Consider the following 18,765-nt stretch of genomic DNA (forward strand, 5'->3'; position numbering starts at 1 on the left):
GGCGCCCCCACCGACGCCATCGCGGGCAAGCCCGCTCCCACAGTGACCGTGGAGCGCACAAGACCCGTGGGAGCGGGCTTGCCCGCGATGGCTATCTAAAAGACACCACCTGCACTCAGCGCCGGTTCGCCCAACGCTGGCGCAACCACTCCAGGTCTTCCGGCCGGGTCACCTTGAGGTTGTCCGCCCGCCCTTCGATCAGGCGCGGCGCAAGGCCGGCCCACTCCATCGCCGAGGCTTCGTCGGTGATCACCGCATCCGCCACCAGGCTGTCGGCCAACGCCCGGTGCAATGCACCGAGGCGGAACATCTGCGGCGTGTAGGCCTGCCAGATCACGCTGCGGTCGACGGTTTCGACCACGCGCCCCTGTTTGTCGACGCGCTTGAGGGTGTCCCGCGCCGGGACCGCCAGCAACCCGCCGACCGGGTCGTGCGCCAGCTCGGCGAGCAGCTTGTCCAGATCATTGCGGCTCAGGTTGGGGCGCGCCGCATCGTGCACCAGCACCCAGTCGTCATCGCTGGCGCCCTGGGCATGCAGGTGCAGCAAGGCATTGAGCACCGAACCTGAACGCTCGGCGCCGCCGTCGACCCGCTGAATGCGCGTATCGCCAGCACAGGCCAGGCCCGGCCAGTAAGGATCATCGACAGCAAGACTGACCACCAGGCCCTTGAGGCTCGGGTGATCGAGGAAACAGCCGAGGCTGTGTTCGAGAATGGTGCGCCCGCCCAGTTGCAGGTACTGCTTGGGACGGTCTGCGGCCATACGGGCACCGATGCCCGCGGCAGGAATCACGGCCCAGAAGGCCGGCAGAAAATCGCTCATTGGGCCAACTGGTAAAGGGTTTCGCCGTCCTTGACCATGCCCAGCTCATGGCGGGCCCGCTCTTCAACGGTCTCCATGCCTTTCTTCAACTCGCTGACCTCGGCGTCCATCACCCGGTTGCGCTCCAGCAAGGCCTCGTTCTCGGCGCGCTGGTCGTCGATTTGCTGAGTCAGCTCGGCCACTTGCGCCAGGCTGCCGTTACCCACCCACAGGCGGTATTGCAGACCGGCCAGCAGCAGAAGCAGGACGAGAAACAACCAATAGGGACTGCGCATCGAATATCAGGTATCCAGTGAAAAAAGACAGCCACGCAAAACGTTGAAGCATCTGATAGCACGAAGCCTGGAAGATCCAGGCTTGTGCTGATAAGGCATCAGATTAGTGGCAAATCCATCGCTGTCACGACTTTTCCGACACAATCCGGTGTCCTTTTACGTTCAAGGCTCAGCCGCGGAACTCGCCGCGACCGTTGTACTTGGCCTTGCCGTTCAACTGCTCTTCGATACGCAGCAGTTGGTTGTACTTGGAGACGCGGTCGGAACGGCACAGGGAACCGGTCTTGATCTGGCCGGCCGAGGTGCCCACGGCCAGGTCGGCGATGGTCGAGTCTTCGGTTTCGCCGGAGCGGTGCGAGATCACGGCGGTGTAGCCGGCGGCCTTGGCCATCTGGATGGCTTCCAGGGTTTCGGTCAGGGTGCCGATCTGGTTGAACTTGATCAGGATCGAGTTGGCGATGTTCTTCTCGATGCCTTCCTTCAGGATCTTGGTGTTGGTCACGAACAGGTCGTCGCCGACCAGTTGCACCTTGTCGCCGATCTTGTCGGTCAGGATCTTCCAGCCAGCCCAGTCGGACTCGTCCAGGCCGTCTTCGATCGAGATGATCGGGAAGCGCTCGGTCAGGCCTTTGAGGTAGTCGGCGAAACCGGCGGCGTCGAAGGACTTGCCTTCGCCGGACAGGTTGTACTTGCCGTCTTCGAAGAACTCGCTCGCCGCGCAGTCCAGGGCCAGGGTCACGTCGGTGCCCAGCTTGTAGCCGGCGTTGGCGACGGCTTCGGCGATGGCCGACAGCGCGTCTTCGTTGGAGGCCAGGTTAGGCGCGAAACCGCCTTCGTCACCCACGGCGGTGTTCAGGCCACGGGCCTTCAGCACGGCTTTGAGGTGGTGGAAGATCTCGGTGCCCATGCGCAGGCCTTCGGAGAACGACTTGGCGCCGACCGGCTGCACCATGAATTCCTGGATGTCGACGTTGTTGTCGGCATGCTCGCCGCCGTTGATGATGTTCATCATCGGAACCGGCATCGAGTAGACGCCCGGAGTGCCGTTCAGGTTGGCGATGTGCGCGTACAGCGGCAGGTCCTGGTCCTGGGCGGCAGCCTTGGCGGCGGCCAGGGACACGGCGAGGATGGCGTTGGCGCCCAGGGTCGCCTTGTTTTCGGTGCCGTCCAGCTTGATCATCGCCAGGTCCAGGGCTTTCTGGTCGCTTGGGTCTTTGCCCAGCAGCAGCTCGCGGATCGGACCGTTGATGTTGGCAACTGCCTTGAGCACACCCTTGCCCAGGTAACGGCTCTTGTCGCCATCACGCAGCTCGAGCGCCTCACGCGAGCCAGTGGAAGCACCGGACGGCGCGCAGGCGCTGCCGATGATGCCGTTATCGAGAAGCACGTCCGCTTCCACGGTGGGGTTGCCACGGGAGTCGAGAACTTCACGACCTTTGATGTCGACGATTTTTGCCATTGTTGTAAACACTCCAAAGTTGACGAAAACGACGCAGCTAGAGGAAATCTTTGACCGTCGGCAAGGGGTGTGCAGCAGGCAGTCTTGCAGACGACAAGGCTCAAACCCGAAGGTCTGAGCCAGGAATCGTGCGGTACTTTACCGGAGAAATGAGGCTTACGCGGTCTCTACCGTCGGAAAACTCTTCACCAGTTCGTCCAGAGCCTTGAGCTGGGCCAGGAACGGCTCCAGCTTGTCCAGGCGCAGGGCGCAAGGGCCGTCGCACTTGGCGTTGTCCGGATCCGGATGCGCTTCGAGGAACAGCCCGGCCAGCGACTGGCTCATGCCGGCCTTGGCCAGGTCGGTGACCTGGGCGCGGCGCCCGCCGGCGGAGTCGGAACGACCGCCCGGCATCTGCAGCGAGTGGGTCACGTCGAAGAACACCGGGTATTCGAACTGCTTCATGATGCCGAAGCCGAGCATGTCGACCACGAGGTTGTTGTAGCCGAAGCTCGAACCGCGCTCGCAGAGGATCAACTGATCGTTGCCCGCCTCCACGCACTTGTTCAGGATGTGTTTCATCTCCTGGGGCGCGAGGAACTGGGCCTTCTTGATGTTGATCACGGCGCCTGTCCTGGCCATCGCGACCACGAGGTCGGTCTGGCGCGACAGGAAGGCCGGCAACTGGATGATGTCGCAGACCTCGGCGACAGGCAGGGCCTGCTCCGGCTCATGGACGTCGGTGATGATCGGCACGCCGAAGGCCTGTTTGATGTCCTGGAAGATGCGCAAGCCCTCTTCCAGGCCAGGACCGCGGTACGAGGTCACAGAAGACCGGTTGGCCTTGTCGAAGCTGGCCTTGAACACGTAAGGGATGCCGAGCTTTTCGGTGACCTTCACGTACTCCTCGCAAACCTGCATGGCCATGTCGCGGCTTTCCAGCACGTTCATGCCGCCGAACAGCACCATGGGCTTGTCGTTGGCAATCTCGATGTCGCCGACGCGGATGATCTTCTGTGCCATCGGGTTACGCCTTCTTCTGGTGTTGAGCCAACGCGGCCTTGACGAAACCGCTGAACAGCGGATGGCCGTCACGCGGCGTCGAGGTGAACTCAGGGTGGAACTGGCAGGCGACGAACCACGGATGGTTCGGTGCCTCGACCACTTCGACCAGCGCGCCGTCACCGGAGCGGCCGGAGATCTTCAGGCCGGCTTCCATGATCTGCGGCAGCAGGTTGTTGTTCACTTCGTAGCGGTGGCGGTGACGCTCGACGATCACGTCCTTGCCGTAGCAGTCGTGCACCTTGGAGCCGGACTCCAGCAGGCATTCCTGCGCGCCCAGGCGCATGGTGCCGCCCAGGTCGGACGCTTCGCTGCGGGTCTCGACCGCACCGGTGGCGTCAGCCCATTCGGTGATCAGGCCCACGACCGGGTGGCCGCTGGCGCGGTCGAACTCGGTGGAGTTGGCGTCCTTCCAGCCCAGCACGTTACGGGCGAACTCGATGACCGCCACTTGCATGCCGAGGCAGATGCCCAGGTACGGCACCTTGTTTTCGCGGGCGTACTGGACGGCGGTGATCTTGCCTTCCACGCCACGCAGGCCGAAGCCGCCCGGCACCAGGATCGCGTCGACGCCTTCCAGCAGCGCGGTGCCCTGGTTCTCGATGTCTTCGGAATCGATGTAGCGCAGGTTGACCTTGGTGCGGTTGGTGATGCCGGCGTGACTCATCGCTTCGATCAGCGACTTGTAGGCGTCCAGCAGCTCCATGTACTTGCCGACCATGGCGATGGTGACTTCGTGCTCAGGGTTGAGCTTGGCGTCGACGACCTTTTCCCATTCGGACAGGTCGGCGCCGTTGCACTGCAGGCCGAAGCGCTCGACGACGAAATCGTCCAGGCCCTGGGCGTGCAGCACGGCCGGGATCTTGTAGATGGTGTCGACGTCTTCCAGGGAGATCACCGCACGTTCCTCAACGTTGGTGAACAGGGCGATCTTGCGGCGCGAGGACACATCCACCGGATGGTCGGAACGGCAGATCAGCACGTCGGGCTGCAGGCCGATGGAGCGCAGTTCCTTCACGGAGTGCTGGGTCGGCTTGGTCTTGGTCTCGCCGGCGGTGGCGATGTACGGCACCAGCGTCAGGTGCATCAGCATCGCGCGCTTGGAACCGACTTCCACACGCAGCTGGCGGATGGCTTCGAGGAACGGTTGCGATTCGATGTCGCCGACGGTGCCGCCGATCTCCACCAGGGCCACGTCGGCATCGCCGGCGCCCTTGATGATGCGACGCTTGATTTCGTCGGTGATGTGCGGGATCACCTGGATGGTGGCGCCCAGGTAGTCGCCGCGGCGCTCTTTGCGCAGCACGTGCTCGTAGACGCGACCGGTGGTGAAGTTGTTGTTCTGGGTCATGGTCGTGCGGATGAACCGCTCGTAGTGGCCCAGGTCGAGGTCGGTCTCGGCGCCGTCGTGGGTGACGAACACTTCACCGTGCTGGAACGGGCTCATGGTGCCCGGATCGACGTTGATGTACGGATCCAGCTTGAGCATGGTGACCTTGAGCCCCCGCGCCTCCAGGATGGCCGCCAATGAAGCCGAGGCAATGCCTTTCCCCAATGAAGAAACAACACCGCCCGTGACGAATATGTAGCGCGTCATGAAAAACCCTAGAAGTCTGCGTTAAAGCGGTCCGAGCCGCCGGGGAAAGCGAAGGAAGGCCGAAGCCCCCGATCACCTGCATTAATCACAGTGCACCTTTCAAAAAAACCGCCGCGTTGGGACAGACCGGAAGTGAAAACACCGGTACGTAGCTCGCTACACATTTTTTGGAATCGCCCAGCAAAGACTGCTTGGTAATCGGCAACTCCTGCAATTCAGGCGAATCCACAGAAGTTGTATCAAGAAGGGAGCGTAGTCTACCGGAATGCCCCTTTCATCTCAAACCTTGATCTTCATCCGAAGGCTGCCAATGCAGTCGCCAGCCGTCCTGCGCACTGCCGTCGAGCCCCGGCAGGTCCGCCACGGCAAGCAGTTCCTCGCCGCGAAACAGCAGCGGCAATCTGCCACGGACGAACGCCGGCACACCGCGCTCGTTGAGCAGACGCTTGAGATCGCGCCCGCCGCGCCCGGGCAGGCGCATCGTCTCGCCGCCCTGCCGGTAGCCGATCCTGAGCGGCCCGGCAGGAGTCTGACCCAGCAACATGACACGCCCGTTATCGGCCAGGCGCAGCGGCCTCGAAGGATCCTGCCACGCCTCACCGGCCGCCGGCGTGCGCAGCCATTGCCCGCTGAGCCACCAGAGGCGGCCGGCGCTGCGGTGCAGCTCACCGTCGGCCAGACGCCAGACCGGCGCCGCATCGACGGCGGCTTCGCACAGATCCGACCAACCCGACCAATGGTCGGCATCCGGCAAGCGGGTCAGCGGCGTCAGCCAATGGCTGAGGGCATTGCGCTGACGGGCGGCGGACAGTCCGGCCAACGGGGCCAGCGCCAGCGAGGGCACGCCCAGCCAGTCGAAGGCGTCCGGGGTGCGCGCATCGTCCAGGTCGAGCTGCGCCAATTCATCCAGCAGGCCTTGCGCCTCCCGCGCATGGGCAGCGCTGCGCACAAGGCTGGCCGTCGCCTGCGGCCAGCGGGCGGCGAGCAGCGGCATCACTTGATGACGCAGATAGTTGCGCGAGAACTGCAGGTCCTGATTCGACGGATCCTCGATCCAGGCCAACTGATGGGCCCGAGCGTAGGCTTCCAGCTCGCCTCTTCCCACCTCGAGCAGGGGACGCACCAGACTGCCCCGCCCCAGCGGCCTGTGCGCCGGCATGGCGGATAACCCTCTCACCCCCGCCCCCCGCAGCAGACGGAACAGCAAGGTCTCGGCCTGATCGTCGCGGTGCTGCCCGGTCAGCAGCGCTTCGTTGCGGCCGATCGCTGCGTCGAACGCCGCGTAACGCGCATCGCGTGCCGCACCCTCCAGACTCGCACCGGGCCGGACCTGCACGCGGATCACCTGCAACGGCAAGCCCAGCGCATCGCAGAAGGTTCGGCAATGTTCCGGCCACGTATCCGCTGCGGCCTGAAGGCCGTGATGGACATGGAGGGCGCTCAAGGGCGGCAGGGTTTCGGTCTTCGCCAGACGGGCGAGCAGGTGCAGCAGGACGGTGGAGTCGAGTCCGCCGGAGAAGGCGATGCGCCAGACGGCAGCGGTGCGCCAGGGCGTCAGGGTGCGCAGAAGTCGGTCAGACAGATCGATCCGGGTCATGGGGGACACATTGCACAAATGAAATGTGGGAGCGAGCCTGCTCGCGATAGCGATTCAACAAACAACATGTGCGTTGAATGTTAACCCTTATCGCGAGCAGGCTCGCTCCCACATGGGTACGGCCTGTTCGATCAGAGACCGTAGCTCATCAGACGCTCGTAACGGCGGGCCAGCAGCGCGTCGTTGTCGAACTTCTTCAGCATCGCCAGTTGCGAGACCAGCTCGGCGCGGATCGAGGCGGAGGCGGCGGCGAAATCGCGGTGGGCGCCGCCCAGCGGCTCGTTGATCACCTTGTCGACGATGCCCAGGCCCTTCAGGCGCTCGGCGGTGATGCCCATGGCTTCGGCGGCGTCCGGCGCCTTCTCGGCGGTTTTCCACAGGATCGATGCGCAGCCTTCCGGCGAAATCACCGAGTAGGTCGAGTACTGCAGCATGTTCAGCTGGTCGCACACGCCGATGGCCAGTGCGCCGCCGGAACCGCCCTCACCGATCACGGTGGCGATGATCGGGGTCTTCAGGCGCGCCATGACGCGCAGGTTCCAGGCGATCGCTTCGCTCTGGTTGCGCTCTTCGGCGTCGATGCCCGGGTAGGCGCCCGGGGTGTCGATGAAGGTCAGGATCGGCATCTTGAAGCGTTCGGCCATTTCCATCAGGCGGCAGGCCTTGCGGTAGCCTTCCGGACGCGGCATGCCGAAGTTGCGGCGCACTTTCTCGCGCACTTCGCGCCCCTTCTGGTGACCGATCACCATCACCGGCTGGTCGTCCAGACGTGCCACGCCGCCCACGATGGCCGCGTCGTCGGAGAAGTGACGGTCACCGTGCAGTTCGTCGAACTCGGTGAAGATGTGGTCGATGTAGTCGAGGGTGTACGGGCGGCGCGGGTGACGCGCCAGACGTGCGATCTGCCAGCTGGTCAGCTTGCCGAAGATGTCTTCGGTCAGCGTCTTGCTCTTGTCCTGCAGGCGGGAGATCTCATCGCCGATATTCAGCGAATTGTCGTTACCGACCAAGCGCAACTCTTCGATCTTGGCTTGCAGGTCGGCGATCGGCTGTTCGAAATCTAGAAAATTCGGGTTCATAGGCGTCCGTCTGGGGTCGCGTCCAAGTGAGCTTGGGCCGGCCGGTTGTCTGTTCGCGCCCTACCTTAAGGGAGAGGCGCGTCGAGGTCGAGATTAAAAGTTCAGGTTGCGGGCAGGCGATCTGATATCACCTGCCGGTCAACGGTATTGGAGGAAGACGTTGTCTCGTCCGAACTGGTCACGCAGGGCTTGAATCAGGGCGTCCGCCGGATCGATCCGCCAGCTTTCGCCGAACTGCAGCAAGGTCTTCGCATCGGGGCTGGTGTATTCCATGGTGATCGGACAGGCCCCGCGGTGGCGCTTGAGCAACTCGCCCAACCAGCGTAGCTGATCGCCCTTCAGATCCTGGGTCTGCAGCTTCAGGCGCAGGCTCTCGGCCAGGCTGGTGCGCGCCTCCTCCATGCTCATCACGCGCTTGACCCGCAGGCGCAGGCCGCCGGAGAAGTCATCGTTGCTGACCTCGCCTTCGACCACCACCATCGCGTCGGTCTGCAGCAGCGACTGCGCCGAGTGGAACGCGTCGGCGAACAGCGAGGCCTCGATCCGCCCGGAGCGGTCGTCGAGGGTGATGAAGCCCATCTTGTCGCCCTTCTTGTTCTTCATCACCCGCAGGGCAATGATCATGCCGGCGATGGTCTGGGTATCCCGCGCAGGCTTCAGGTCGATGATGCGCTGACGGGCGAAGCGGCGGATCTCGCTTTCGTATTCGTCGATCGGGTGGCCGGTGAGGTACAGGCCCAGGGTGTCCTTCTCGCCCTTGAGGCGTTCCTTGAGGGTCAGTTCCCGGGCCTTGCGGTGGCTGGCGTAGACGTCCGCGTCCTCTTCGACGAACAGTCCGCCGAACAGGTCGGCGTGGCCGCTGTCGTGGGTGCGCGCGGTCTGTTCGGCAGCCTTGATCGCTTCTTCCATCGACGCCAGCAGCACCGCGCGGTTGCGGTCGATGTTGGCCTGGTAGGCCTTCTGCTCGTCGTGGAAGTACGGCCCCAGGCGATCCAGCGCGCCGCTGCGGATCAGGCCGTCCAGGGTGCGCTTGTTGATGCGCTTGAGGTCGACGCGGGCGCAGAAGTCGAACAGATCCTTGAACGGGCCGTCCTGACGCGCTTCGGTGATCGCCTCCACCGGGCCCTCGCCGACGCCTTTGATCGCGCCGAGCCCGTACACGATGCGGCCGTCGTCGTTCACCGTGAACTTGAACTCCGAGGTGTTCACGTCCGGCGCGTCGAGGCGCAGCTTCATCGTGCGCACTTCCTCGATCAAGGTCACGACCTTGTCGGTGTTGTGCATGTCCGCCGACAGCACCGCCGCCATGAACGGCGCCGGGTAGTGGGCCTTCAGCCACGCGGTCTGGTACGACACCAGGCCGTAGGCGGCGGAGTGGGATTTGTTGAAGCCGTAACCGGCGAACTTCTCCACCAGGTCGAAGATGTTGCCCGCCAGGTCCGCATCGATGTTGTTGGACGCGCAACCTTCGATGAAGCCGCCGCGCTGCTTGGCCATCTCCTCGGGTTTCTTCTTACCCATCGCCCGGCGCAGCATGTCCGCACCGCCGAGGGTGTAGCCGGCCATGACCTGGGCGATCTGCATCACCTGTTCCTGGTACAGGATGATGCCGTAGGTCGGCGCCAGCACCGGCTGCAGGCCTTCGTACTGGTAGTCCGGATGCGGGTACGCCAGCTCGGCGCGGCCGTGCTTGCGGTTGATGAAGTCGTCCACCATGCCCGATTGCAGAGGGCCCGGACGGAACAGGGCCACCAGTGCGATGAGGTCTTCGAGGCAGTCGGGCTTGAGCTTCTTGATCAGCTCCTTCATGCCGCGGGATTCGAGCTGGAACACCGCCGTGGTTTCGGCCTTCTGCAGCAGGCTGTAGGTCGGCTTGTCGTCGAGCGGGATGAACGCGATGTCCAGCGGCGCCTCGTTGGTCTTGGCGCGGTCGCGGTTGATGGTCTTGAGCGCCCAGTCGATGATCGTCAGGGTACGCAGGCCGAGGAAGTCGAACTTCACCAGACCGGCGGCCTCCACGTCGTCCTTGTCGAACTGGGTGACCAGGCCGCCGCCCTCTTCATCGCAGGCGATCGGCGAGAAGTCGGTCAGCTTGGTGGGCGCGATCACCACGCCGCCGGCGTGCTTGCCCGTGCCGCGGGTCACGCCTTCGAGCTTGAGGGCCATGTCCCAGATTTCCTGGGCCTCTTCGTCGACCTTGAGGAAGTCGCGCAGGATCTCTTCCTGCTCGTAGGCCTTTTCGAGGGTCATGCCGACCTCGAACGGAATCATCTTCGACAGACGGTCCGCCAGGCCGAACGACTTGCCCTGGGCCCGGGCCACGTCGCGCACCACCGCCTTGGCGGCCATGGAGCCGAAGGTGATGATCTGGCTCACCGCGTTGCGGCCGTACTTGTCGGCCACGTAGTCGATCACCCGGTCACGGCCGTCCATGCAGAAGTCGACGTCGAAGTCGGGCATGGAAACCCGTTCCGGGTTGAGGAAGCGTTCGAACAGCAGGTCGTATTCCAGCGGGTCGAGGTCGGTGATCTTCTGCACGTAGGCCACCAGCGAACCGGCGCCCGACCCCCGCCCGGGGCCGACCGGCACGCCGTTGTTCTTGGCCCACTGGATGAAGTCCATAACGATCAGGAAGTAACCGGGGAATCCCATCTGGATGATGATGTCCAGCTCGAAATTCAGCCGGTCGACATACACCTGACGCTTGGCGTCGTAGTCTTCGGTGGTGTCCTTGGGCAGCAGCACCGACAGGCGCTCCTCCAGCCCGTCGAACGAGACCTTGCGAAAGTACTCGTCAATGGTCATGCCGTCGGGGATCGGATAGTCGGGCAGGAAGTGCTTGCCCAGCTTCACGTCGATGTTGCAGCGCTTGGCGATCTCGACGGTGTTTTCCAGCGCGTCGGGCAGGTCGCTGAACAGCTCGGCCATTTCCTCGGCGCTTTTGAGGTACTGCTGATCGCTGTAGTTCTTGGAACGGCGCGGATCGTCGAGGGCACGGCCCTCACCGATGCAGACGCGGGTCTCGTGGGCCTCGAAGTCTTCCGGCTTGATGAAGCGCACATCGTTGGTCGCCACCAGCGGCGCGCCGAGCTTGTCGGCCAGGGCCACGGCGCCGTGCAGTTGCTCTTCGTCGTTGACGCGGTTGGTGCGCTGGATCTCCAGGTAGAAGCGGTCGGGAAACACCGCCATCCATTCGCGGGTCAGCGCTTCGGCCTCGGCCGGGTTGCCGGCGATCAGGGCCATGCCGATCTCGCCCTCCTTCGCCGCCGACAGCATGATCAGGCCGGCGCTGGCCTCGACCACCCACTGGCGCTCGATGATGATCATCCCGTTGCGCTGGCCGTCGATGAACCCGCGGGAAATCAGCTCGGTGAGGTTGCGGTAGCCCAGGGCGTCCATCGCCAGCAGGCTGATCCGGCTCAGGGGGCCGTCCGGATCCTTGTTCGACAGCCACAGGTCGGCCCCGCAGATCGGCTTGATCCCGGCGCCCATGGCGGCCTTGTAGAACTTGACCAGGGAACACATGTTGTTCTGGTCGGTGACCGCAACGGCCGGCATGTTCATGCCGGTGAGGGCCTTGACCAGCGGCTTGATCCGCACCAGCCCGTCGACCAGGGAGTATTCAGTGTGCAGGCGTAGATGAACGAATGAAGCCGGCATAGTGATCCTGTCCAGTTACATGGAAACAACAAGGCCCGGATTGTACCGGGCCTCGAACAAAACATCAGCCATGGGCCTAAACCGGCGCCAGGCCTTCCAGCGCCTCGTAGGCCTGACGCACCGGCGCGAACGAACGCCGGTGGATCGGCGTCGGCCCCAGGCGCACCAACGCTTCCAGATGAACGGGCGTCGGATAGCCCTTGTGCCCGCCGATGCCGTAGCCCGGGTAGGTCAGCTCGAACGCCGCCATCTCGCGGTCACGGCTGACCTTGGCCAGGATCGAGGCCGCCGCGATGGCCGGCACCTTGCTGTCGCCCTTGACCACCGCTTCGGCGCGCATCGGCAGTTTCGGGCAACGGTTGCCGTCGATCATCGCCAGTTTCGGCTGAATATGCAGGCCGGCAACGGCCCGCTGCATGGCCAGCATGGTGGCGTGCAGGATGTTCAGTTCGTCGATCTCTTCGACCTCGGCCCGGGCGATGCACCAGCTCAGGGCCTTTTCCTTGATTTCGTCGAACAGCTTCTCGCGCTTGGCTTCGGTGAGCTTCTTCGAGTCGTTCAGGCCCAGGATCGGCCGGTTCGGGTCGAGGATCACCGCCGCCGTCACCACCGCGCCGCACAACGGGCCGCGGCCGACCTCGTCGACACCGGCCACCAGTTCTTCGACTTCGGCGACCAGGGTGAAGTCCAGGCCCATCTGCATGCTTGTCTTGCTCATCGTGATTGACCGATCAGGTTAAGCACCGCGTCGGCGGCCTGGTTGGAGGCGTCCAGACGCAGGGTGCGGTGGATCTCGTCGAAGCCGCGGGTCTGCTCCTCGCCGCCGTCGATCAGCGGCGACAGCGTCTGGGCCAAGGCCTCGACCGTCGCGTCATCCTGCAGCAACTCAGGCACCAGAAGGCGCTGGGCCAGCAGGTTCGGCAGGGACACGTACGGGCTCTTGACCATGCGCTTGAGGATCCAGAACGTCAGCGGCGCCAACCGGTAGGCCACCACCATCGGCCGCTTGTACAGCAGCGCCTCCAGCGTCGCCGTGCCGGAAGCGATCAGCACCGCGTCGCAGGCGGCGAGAGCCAGATGGGACTTGCCGTCGAGCAGGGTCACCGACAGGTCGCGACCGGCCAGCAGCGCTTCGATCTGCACCCGCCGCTCGGGGCTGGCGCAGGGCAGCACGAAACGCACGCCGGGGCGCAAGGCCCGCAGGCGCTGGGCGGTGTCGAGGAACAGCGCGCCGAGGCGACCGACCTCACCGCCGCGGCTGCCCGGCATCAGGGCGACCAGCGGCCCGTCCGGCAAGCCCAGCTCGGCCCGCGCCGCTGCACGGTCGGCCTGCAGCGGAATGGCGTCAGCCAGCGAGTGGCCGACGAACCGCACCGGCACGCCCTTCTCTTCGTAGAATTTCGCTTCGAACGGGAACAGCGTGAGCATCAGGTCGCAGCCTTCGCGGATCTTCAGCACGCGCTTCTGCCGCCATGCCCACACCGACGGGCTGACGTAGTGCACGGTCTTGATCCCGGCCTGACGCAGCTTGAGCTCGATGTTGAGGTTGAAGTCCGGGGCATCGATGCCGATGAACACGTCCGGCTTACGCTCGATCAGGGTCTCGATCAGTTGCTTGCGCCGCTTGAGCAGCTCGCGCAGCCGGCCGAGCACCTCCACCAGCCCCATGACCGACAGACGCTCCATGGGGAAATCGGAGGTCAGCCCTTCGGCCTGCATCAGCGGCCCGCCGACGCCGATGAATTCCGCCGCCGGATGCCGGGCCTTGAGGGCACGCATCAGGCCGGCGCCCAGAATGTCGCCGGAAGCCTCGCCCGCCACCAGCGCAATACGCAGATTGGCCATGGTCAGCGGGTGATGCCGCGGTTCGAAGACTGGATGGAGTCGCGGAACAGGGCGACTTCAGGGAACTGGGTCGCAGGTTCGGCCAGTTCGGCCAGCGCCTGCTCGACGGTCAGCCCCTGGCGGTACACCGTTTTGTAGGCGCGGCGCAGGGCGTGGATGGCGTCCTCGCTGAAGCCGCGGCGACGCATGCCTTCGAAGTTCATGCTGCGCGCTTCGGCCGGGTTGCCGAACACGGTGACGAACGCCGGGACGTCCTTGCCGATCGCGGTGCCCATGCCGGAGAAGCTGTGCGCGCCGATGTGGCAATACTGGTGCACCAGCGTGAAACCGGACAGGATCGCCCAGTCGTCGACGTGCACATGGCCGGCCAGCGCGGTGTTGTTGACCAGGATGCAGTGGTTGCCGATCACGCTGTCATGGCCGATGTGGGCATAGGCCATGATCAGGTTGTGGTCGCCCAGCGTGGTTTCCGAGCGGTCCTGCACCGTGCCGCGGTGAATCGTCACGCCTTCACGGATGACGTTGTGGTCACCGATCACGAGGCGGGTCTCTTCGCCCTTGTACTTGAGGTCCGGCGTGTCCTCGCCGACCGAGGAAAACTGGTAGATCCGGTTGTGCTTGCCGATGCGGGTCGGGCCCTTGAGGACCACATGAGGCCCGATCACCGTACCCTCGCCGATTTCCACACCTGCGCCGACGATCGACCACGGGCCGACCTCGACCCCTTCAGCCAGGACGGCTGTCGGGTCGATGATTGCGCGAGGGTCGATCAAACTCATAGCTTGCGTTCCGCGCAGATGATTTCCGCCGAGCAGACCGGCTTGCCGTCGACCGAGGCCTGGCAGTCGAACTTCCAGATCTGGCGCTTGCAGCTGATGAACTTGGCTTCGAGGATCAGCTGATCGCCCGGCAGCACAGGCTGACGGAAGCGCAACTTGTCGGAACCGACGAAGTAGTAGAGGGTGCCGTCGGCCGGTTTGACGTCCAGCATTTTGAAACCGAGGATCCCGGCAGCCTGGGCCATCGCTTCGATGATCAGCACGCCCGGCATGATCGGATGCGCCGGGAAGTGGCCATTGAAGAACGGCTCGTTGATGCTGACATTCTTGTAGGCGCGAATGCGCTTGCCTTCAGTGTCCAGATCCACCACCCGGTCCACCAGCAGGAACGGGTAACGGTGAGGCAGGTATTCGCGAATCTCGTTGATGTCCATCATTTCGGGGGGAAGCCTATGTAAAGATTGGGAGTGCGACGTGGCGCACGCCTCTAGCAGATCAAGCAGACAGCCGGGTGGCTGCCTGCGATTGATATGGAAGCGGTATCAGCCATCTGATGAAGCATTACCGTCGGGGGTCACTTCCCCCACGCGCTTTTCCAGCTGTTTCAAACGTCGCGCGAGGTCATCGAGCTGACGGATGCGGGCCGCGCTCTTGCGCCATTCGGCCGCCGGTTGCATGGCTGTGCCGGACGAATAGGCACCCGGCTCGGTGATCGAGTGGGTGACCATGGTCATGCCGGTCAGGAAAACGTTGTCGCAGATGTCGATGTGCCCGACCAGGCCGACGCCGCCGGCCAGCATGCAATGCTTGCCGATCTTGGTGCTGCCGGAGATGCCCACGCAGGCCGCCATGGCGGTGTGGTCGCCGACCTGGACGTTGTGGGCGATCTGGATCTGGTTGTCGAGCTTGACGCCGTTGCCGATCACGGTATCGGCCAGGGCGCCGCGGTCGATGGCGGTGTTCACGCCGATCTCCACATCGTCGCCGACGGTGACGCCGCCGATCTGGGCGATCTTCTGCCAGACGCCTTTCTCGTTGGCGAAGCCGAAGCCCTCGCCGCCGAGCACCGCACCGGACTGGATGACGACCCGCTTGCCGATGCGCACGTCGTGGTACAGCGTCACGCGCGGGGCCAGCCAGCCGCCTTCACCGATCTCGCTGCGCGCGCCGACCACGCAATGCGCGCCGAGGGTCACGCCGGCACCGATCCGGGCACCCGATTCGATGACCACGAAGGGCCCGACGCTGGCGCTCGGATCGACCACCGCGTCCGCCGCGATCACGGCCGTCGGATGGATGCCGGCGGCCGCTTTCGGTTTCGGGTCGAACAGGTGGGACAAGCGGGCATAGGCCAGGTACGGATCCGGCACCACCAGCGCATCGCCGGCGAACGCTTCGGCGTCCGCTGCCTTGAGCAGCAGCGCTGCGGCCTGCGAGCCGGCGAGGTACTTGCGGTATTGGGGATTGGCCAGGAAGCTCAATTGAGCTGGGCCGGCCTCCTGCAAGGTGGCCAGCCCAGTGATTTGCTTCTCGGGGTCGCCACGCAGGGTGGCGCCGAGGAACTCGGCCAACTGGCCGAGCTTGATGGTCACGGTCATGGGTTACTTCAGCTGGTTCATGCGCTCGATGACCTGGCGCGTGATGTCGTACTGAGGTTTGACGTCGATGACCGCGCCACGCTCGAACACCAGGTCAAAACCACCTTTCTTGATGACTTCTTCCACGGCGCTGTCCAGCTTCGGCTTCAGCTGCTTGAGCATTTCGCGGTCGGCGACGGCCTTGGCTTCGTTCAGCTCCTTGGACTGGAACTGGAAGTCACGGGCCTTTTGCTTGAATTCCAGCTCCAGACGCTCACGCTCGCCTTGCTGCATCTTGTCGCCGCCGGCCATCAGGCGATCCTGAATCCCCTTGGCGCTGCTTTCCAGGGTCTTGAGCTTGGTCAGCTGCGGGCCGAACTTCTTCTCGGCGTCCACGGCGTACTTCTTGGCCGCATCGGATTCCAGCAAGGCCATCTGATAGTTCAGGACGGCGATCTTCATGTCGGCAAATGCCGGGCCTGCCACCAGTACGGAGGCCAGGAGAACCAATTGAGTCAACTTACGCACGATGCACTCCTACAAAATCCATTGTCGTTATCTTGGGTCAGGCGCTTAGAACGTCTGGCCGAGGGAGAATTGGAACACTTGGGTTTCAGCGTTATCCGGTTTCTTCACCGGCGTGGCCAACGCGAAGCTCAATGGGCCCAGTGCGGTCACCCAGGTCACGCCGACACCGACGGAACTGGCCATGTTGCTCAGGCTGACGTCGTTGCACTGCGTGTTGGACGGCGTGACACCGTCGGTATTGAGAGTCTGCTTGCACTTGGAGTCAAACACGTTACCCACGTCCCAGAACACGGAGGTGCGCAGGGAGCGTTGATCCTTGACGAACGGCAGCGGGAACAGGACTTCCACACCACCCTGGATCAGGACGTTGCCGCCGAACGGCAGCGGATCCTGGTCCGGGTCGTTGATCGTACCGACGTTACCCGTCTTGCCCTGACCGCGGCTAGGCGTACTGCGTGGGCCCAGCGTGCTGTCCTTGAAGCCACGAACCGAGTTGAAACCACCAGCATAGTAGTTTTCATAGAACGGCAAGCCGTCGGTGGAACCGTAGCCGTCGCCGTAGCCCAGTTCGGTGTGCAGGCGCAGGGTGTAGTTTTCGCTCAGCGGCGCGAACAGCTGGCCGCGGTAGTCGAGCTTGTAGAACGACAGGTCGCTGCCCGGAATGGTGGTTTCCAGGGTCAGGCTCTGGGAACGGCCACGGGTCGGCAGCACACCTTTGTTCAGGGTCGACTCGGACCAGCCGGCCGACGCCTTGAAGTTCAGGTAGTTGTCGCCTTCACGGTTCACGAAGTCGAAGATTTCGTCGACGGTGTACTGGCCGGTCTTGATCTTGTCCTGCTGGGCCGACAGGCCGAAGGTCAGGCGCGAGGTTTCGCTGATCGGGTAGCCGACGTTCACACCGGCGCCCAGGCTGTCCACGGCGTAGCTCGCCACATCGACGTCGAGGTCTTTGTAGTCGGTGGTGCGGTAGAAGGCGTTGTAGCCCAGGCTCACGCCGTCGGCGGTCCAGTAGGGATCGACGTAACCGAAGTTGTAGCGGCTCTGGTATTCGCTGCGGGTCAGGCCCACGCTGACGCGGTTACCGGTACCGAGGAAGTTGTTCTGGGTGATGGAACCGCCCAGGATCAGACCGGCGCTCTGGGCGAAGCCCACGCTGGCGGTGATCGAACCGGAAGCCTGCTCCTCGACGCTGTAGTTCACGTCGACCTGGTCGTCGACGCCCGGCACGGCCGGTGTCTCGACGTTGACTTCCTTGAAGAAGCCCAGGCGCTCCAGACGGGTCTTGGACTGGTCGATCAGGTAGGTCGAAGCCCAGCCGCCTTCCATCTGGCGCATTTCGCGACGCAGCACTTCGTCCTCGGACTTGGTGTTGCCACGGAAGTTGATGCGGTTGACGTAGGCGCGCTTGCCCGGATCGACGGCGAACAGGATGTCGACCGTGTGATCGTCGTCATGGGGCTGAGGCACGCCGTTGACGTTGGCGAAGGTGTAGCCCTCGTTGCCCAGACGACGGGTGATCAGTTCAGACGTGGTGGTCATCAGCTTGCGCGAGAACACCTGGCCCTTCTGCACCAGCAGCAGGGACTTGACCTGGTCTTCAGGCACTTTCAGGTCGCCGCTCAGCTTGACGTCGCGAACGGTGTACTTCTCGCCTTCCGTCACGTTGACGGTGATGTAGACGTGCTTCTTGTCCGGGGTGATGGACACCTGGGTCGAAGCGATGTCCATGTTGATGTAGCCGCGGTCCAGGTAGTAGGAACGCAGACGCTCCAGGTCACCGGAAAGCTTTTCGCGGGCGTACTTGTCGTCGTTCTTGAAGAAGGACAGCCAGTTGGTGGTTTTCAGCTCGAACAGGTCGACCAGGTCTTCCTCGGGGAAAACGGTGTTGCCGACCACGTTGATGTGCTGGATGGCAGCCACGGTGCCTTCGTTGATCTTCACCTTCAGGCCGACGCGGTTGCGCGGCTGCGACACCACTTCGGTGTCGACGGTCGCCGAGTAGCGACCCTGGGCGACGTACTGACGCTGCAGCTCGTTGCGCACGCCTTCGAGGGTGGCGCGCTGGAAGATCTCGCCTTCGGCCAGGCCGGACTGCTTGAGGCCTTTCATCAGGTCTTCGGTGGAGATCGCCTTGTTGCCTTCGATCTCGATGCTGGCGACGGACGGACGCTCGACGACCGTGATCACCAGTACGTTGCCTTCGCGGCCCAGCTGGATATCTTGAAAGAAACCGGTTTTGAACAGCGCACGAGTGGACTCCACCAGGCGACGGTCGTCCGCCTGATCGCCGACGTTCAACGGCAACGCGCCAAAGACGCTACCTGCGGAAACCCGCTGGAGGCCGTTGACACGAATATCAGAGATAGTGAAGGACTCGGCGTGAACTTCGGCGATCATCAATACGGTGAGAACCGCAGTTAGCAGCAGACGTTTCATGAAGTCCTTTCTTATTCCAACTGGCAATAAAGAAACTGCCGCAAAATGCGGCAGATTCGCAATTCAACG

At 63.7% G+C, this 18,765-nt stretch carries 15 protein-coding genes; all 15 read right to left on the reverse strand.

Annotated elements, in window-relative coordinates; translation table 11 throughout:
• Positions 1–115: 115 nt before the first annotated feature.
• Complete coding sequence (gene ispD / locus KVG96_RS18975; RefSeq protein ID WP_217893444.1) at positions 116–823, reverse strand: 2-C-methyl-D-erythritol 4-phosphate cytidylyltransferase; 708 nt, start codon at positions 821–823, stop codon at positions 116–118.
• Positions 820–1,098: a cell division protein FtsB gene (gene ftsB / locus KVG96_RS18980; RefSeq protein WP_085581413.1), complete on the reverse strand. Its 279-nt coding sequence runs from the start codon at positions 1,096–1,098 to the stop codon at positions 820–822. The genes ispD and ftsB overlap by 4 nt, the downstream gene beginning before the upstream one ends.
• Positions 1,099–1,267: 169 nt before the next feature.
• Positions 1,268–2,557, reverse strand: a complete 1,290-nt coding sequence (gene eno / locus KVG96_RS18985; RefSeq protein ID WP_085581411.1) for a phosphopyruvate hydratase — start codon at positions 2,555–2,557, stop codon at positions 1,268–1,270.
• A gap of 156 nt (positions 2,558–2,713) precedes the next feature.
• Positions 2,714–3,559, reverse strand: coding sequence for a 3-deoxy-8-phosphooctulonate synthase (gene kdsA / locus KVG96_RS18990; protein WP_217893445.1), 846 nt, complete (start codon positions 3,557–3,559; stop codon positions 2,714–2,716).
• A 4-nt stretch (positions 3,560–3,563) separates the two neighbouring features.
• Positions 3,564–5,195: a CTP synthase gene (gene pyrG / locus KVG96_RS18995; RefSeq protein WP_217893446.1), complete on the reverse strand. Its 1,632-nt coding sequence runs from the start codon at positions 5,193–5,195 to the stop codon at positions 3,564–3,566.
• A 274-nt stretch (positions 5,196–5,469) separates the two neighbouring features.
• Entirely contained in the window at positions 5,470–6,792 is a 1,323-nt protein-coding gene (tilS, locus tag KVG96_RS19000) for a tRNA lysidine(34) synthetase TilS (protein ID WP_217893447.1), read from the reverse strand.
• Positions 6,793–6,923: 131 nt separating this feature from the next.
• On the reverse strand, positions 6,924–7,871 hold the full coding sequence (locus KVG96_RS19005; RefSeq protein ID WP_217893448.1) for an acetyl-CoA carboxylase carboxyltransferase subunit alpha: 948 nt from the start codon (positions 7,869–7,871) through the stop codon (positions 6,924–6,926).
• Positions 7,872–8,009: 138 nt separating this feature from the next.
• Positions 8,010–11,531 carry a DNA polymerase III subunit alpha gene (dnaE, locus tag KVG96_RS19010; RefSeq protein WP_085581401.1) on the reverse strand — a complete coding sequence of 1,174 codons (3,522 nt, stop codon included), beginning with the start codon at positions 11,529–11,531 and terminating at the stop codon, positions 8,010–8,012.
• A gap of 76 nt (positions 11,532–11,607) precedes the next feature.
• A complete protein-coding gene (gene rnhB / locus KVG96_RS19015; RefSeq protein ID WP_217894251.1) occupies positions 11,608–12,234 on the reverse strand; it encodes a ribonuclease HII in 627 nt (208 codons plus the stop codon).
• Positions 12,235–12,245: 11 nt separating this feature from the next.
• Complete coding sequence (gene lpxB / locus KVG96_RS19020) at positions 12,246–13,376, reverse strand: lipid-A-disaccharide synthase (protein WP_217893449.1); 1,131 nt, start codon at positions 13,374–13,376, stop codon at positions 12,246–12,248.
• A 2-nt stretch (positions 13,377–13,378) separates the two neighbouring features.
• The gene (lpxA, locus tag KVG96_RS19025) at positions 13,379–14,155 is read right to left on the reverse strand and encodes an acyl-ACP--UDP-N-acetylglucosamine O-acyltransferase (RefSeq protein ID WP_217893450.1); all 777 of its coding nucleotides are present in this window, start codon (positions 14,153–14,155) and stop codon (positions 13,379–13,381) included.
• Positions 14,152–14,592, reverse strand: coding sequence for a 3-hydroxyacyl-ACP dehydratase FabZ (gene fabZ, locus KVG96_RS19030; RefSeq protein ID WP_085581395.1), 441 nt, complete (start codon positions 14,590–14,592; stop codon positions 14,152–14,154). Before fabZ ends, lpxA begins: the two co-directional genes overlap by 4 nt.
• Before the next feature lie 105 nt (positions 14,593–14,697).
• Positions 14,698–15,753, reverse strand: a complete 1,056-nt coding sequence (gene lpxD, locus KVG96_RS19035) for a UDP-3-O-(3-hydroxymyristoyl)glucosamine N-acyltransferase (protein WP_217893451.1) — start codon at positions 15,751–15,753, stop codon at positions 14,698–14,700.
• A 3-nt stretch (positions 15,754–15,756) separates the two neighbouring features.
• On the reverse strand, positions 15,757–16,260 hold the full coding sequence (locus tag KVG96_RS19040; protein ID WP_003222140.1) for an OmpH/Skp family outer membrane protein: 504 nt from the start codon (positions 16,258–16,260) through the stop codon (positions 15,757–15,759).
• A gap of 45 nt (positions 16,261–16,305) precedes the next feature.
• On the reverse strand, positions 16,306–18,696 hold the full coding sequence (bamA, locus tag KVG96_RS19045; RefSeq protein ID WP_217893452.1) for an outer membrane protein assembly factor BamA: 2,391 nt from the start codon (positions 18,694–18,696) through the stop codon (positions 16,306–16,308).
• Between the last annotated feature and the right edge of the window lie 69 nt (positions 18,697–18,765).

This window comes from Pseudomonas ekonensis, assembly GCF_019145435.1.
Taxonomy (GTDB): domain Bacteria; phylum Pseudomonadota; class Gammaproteobacteria; order Pseudomonadales; family Pseudomonadaceae; genus Aquipseudomonas; species Aquipseudomonas ekonensis.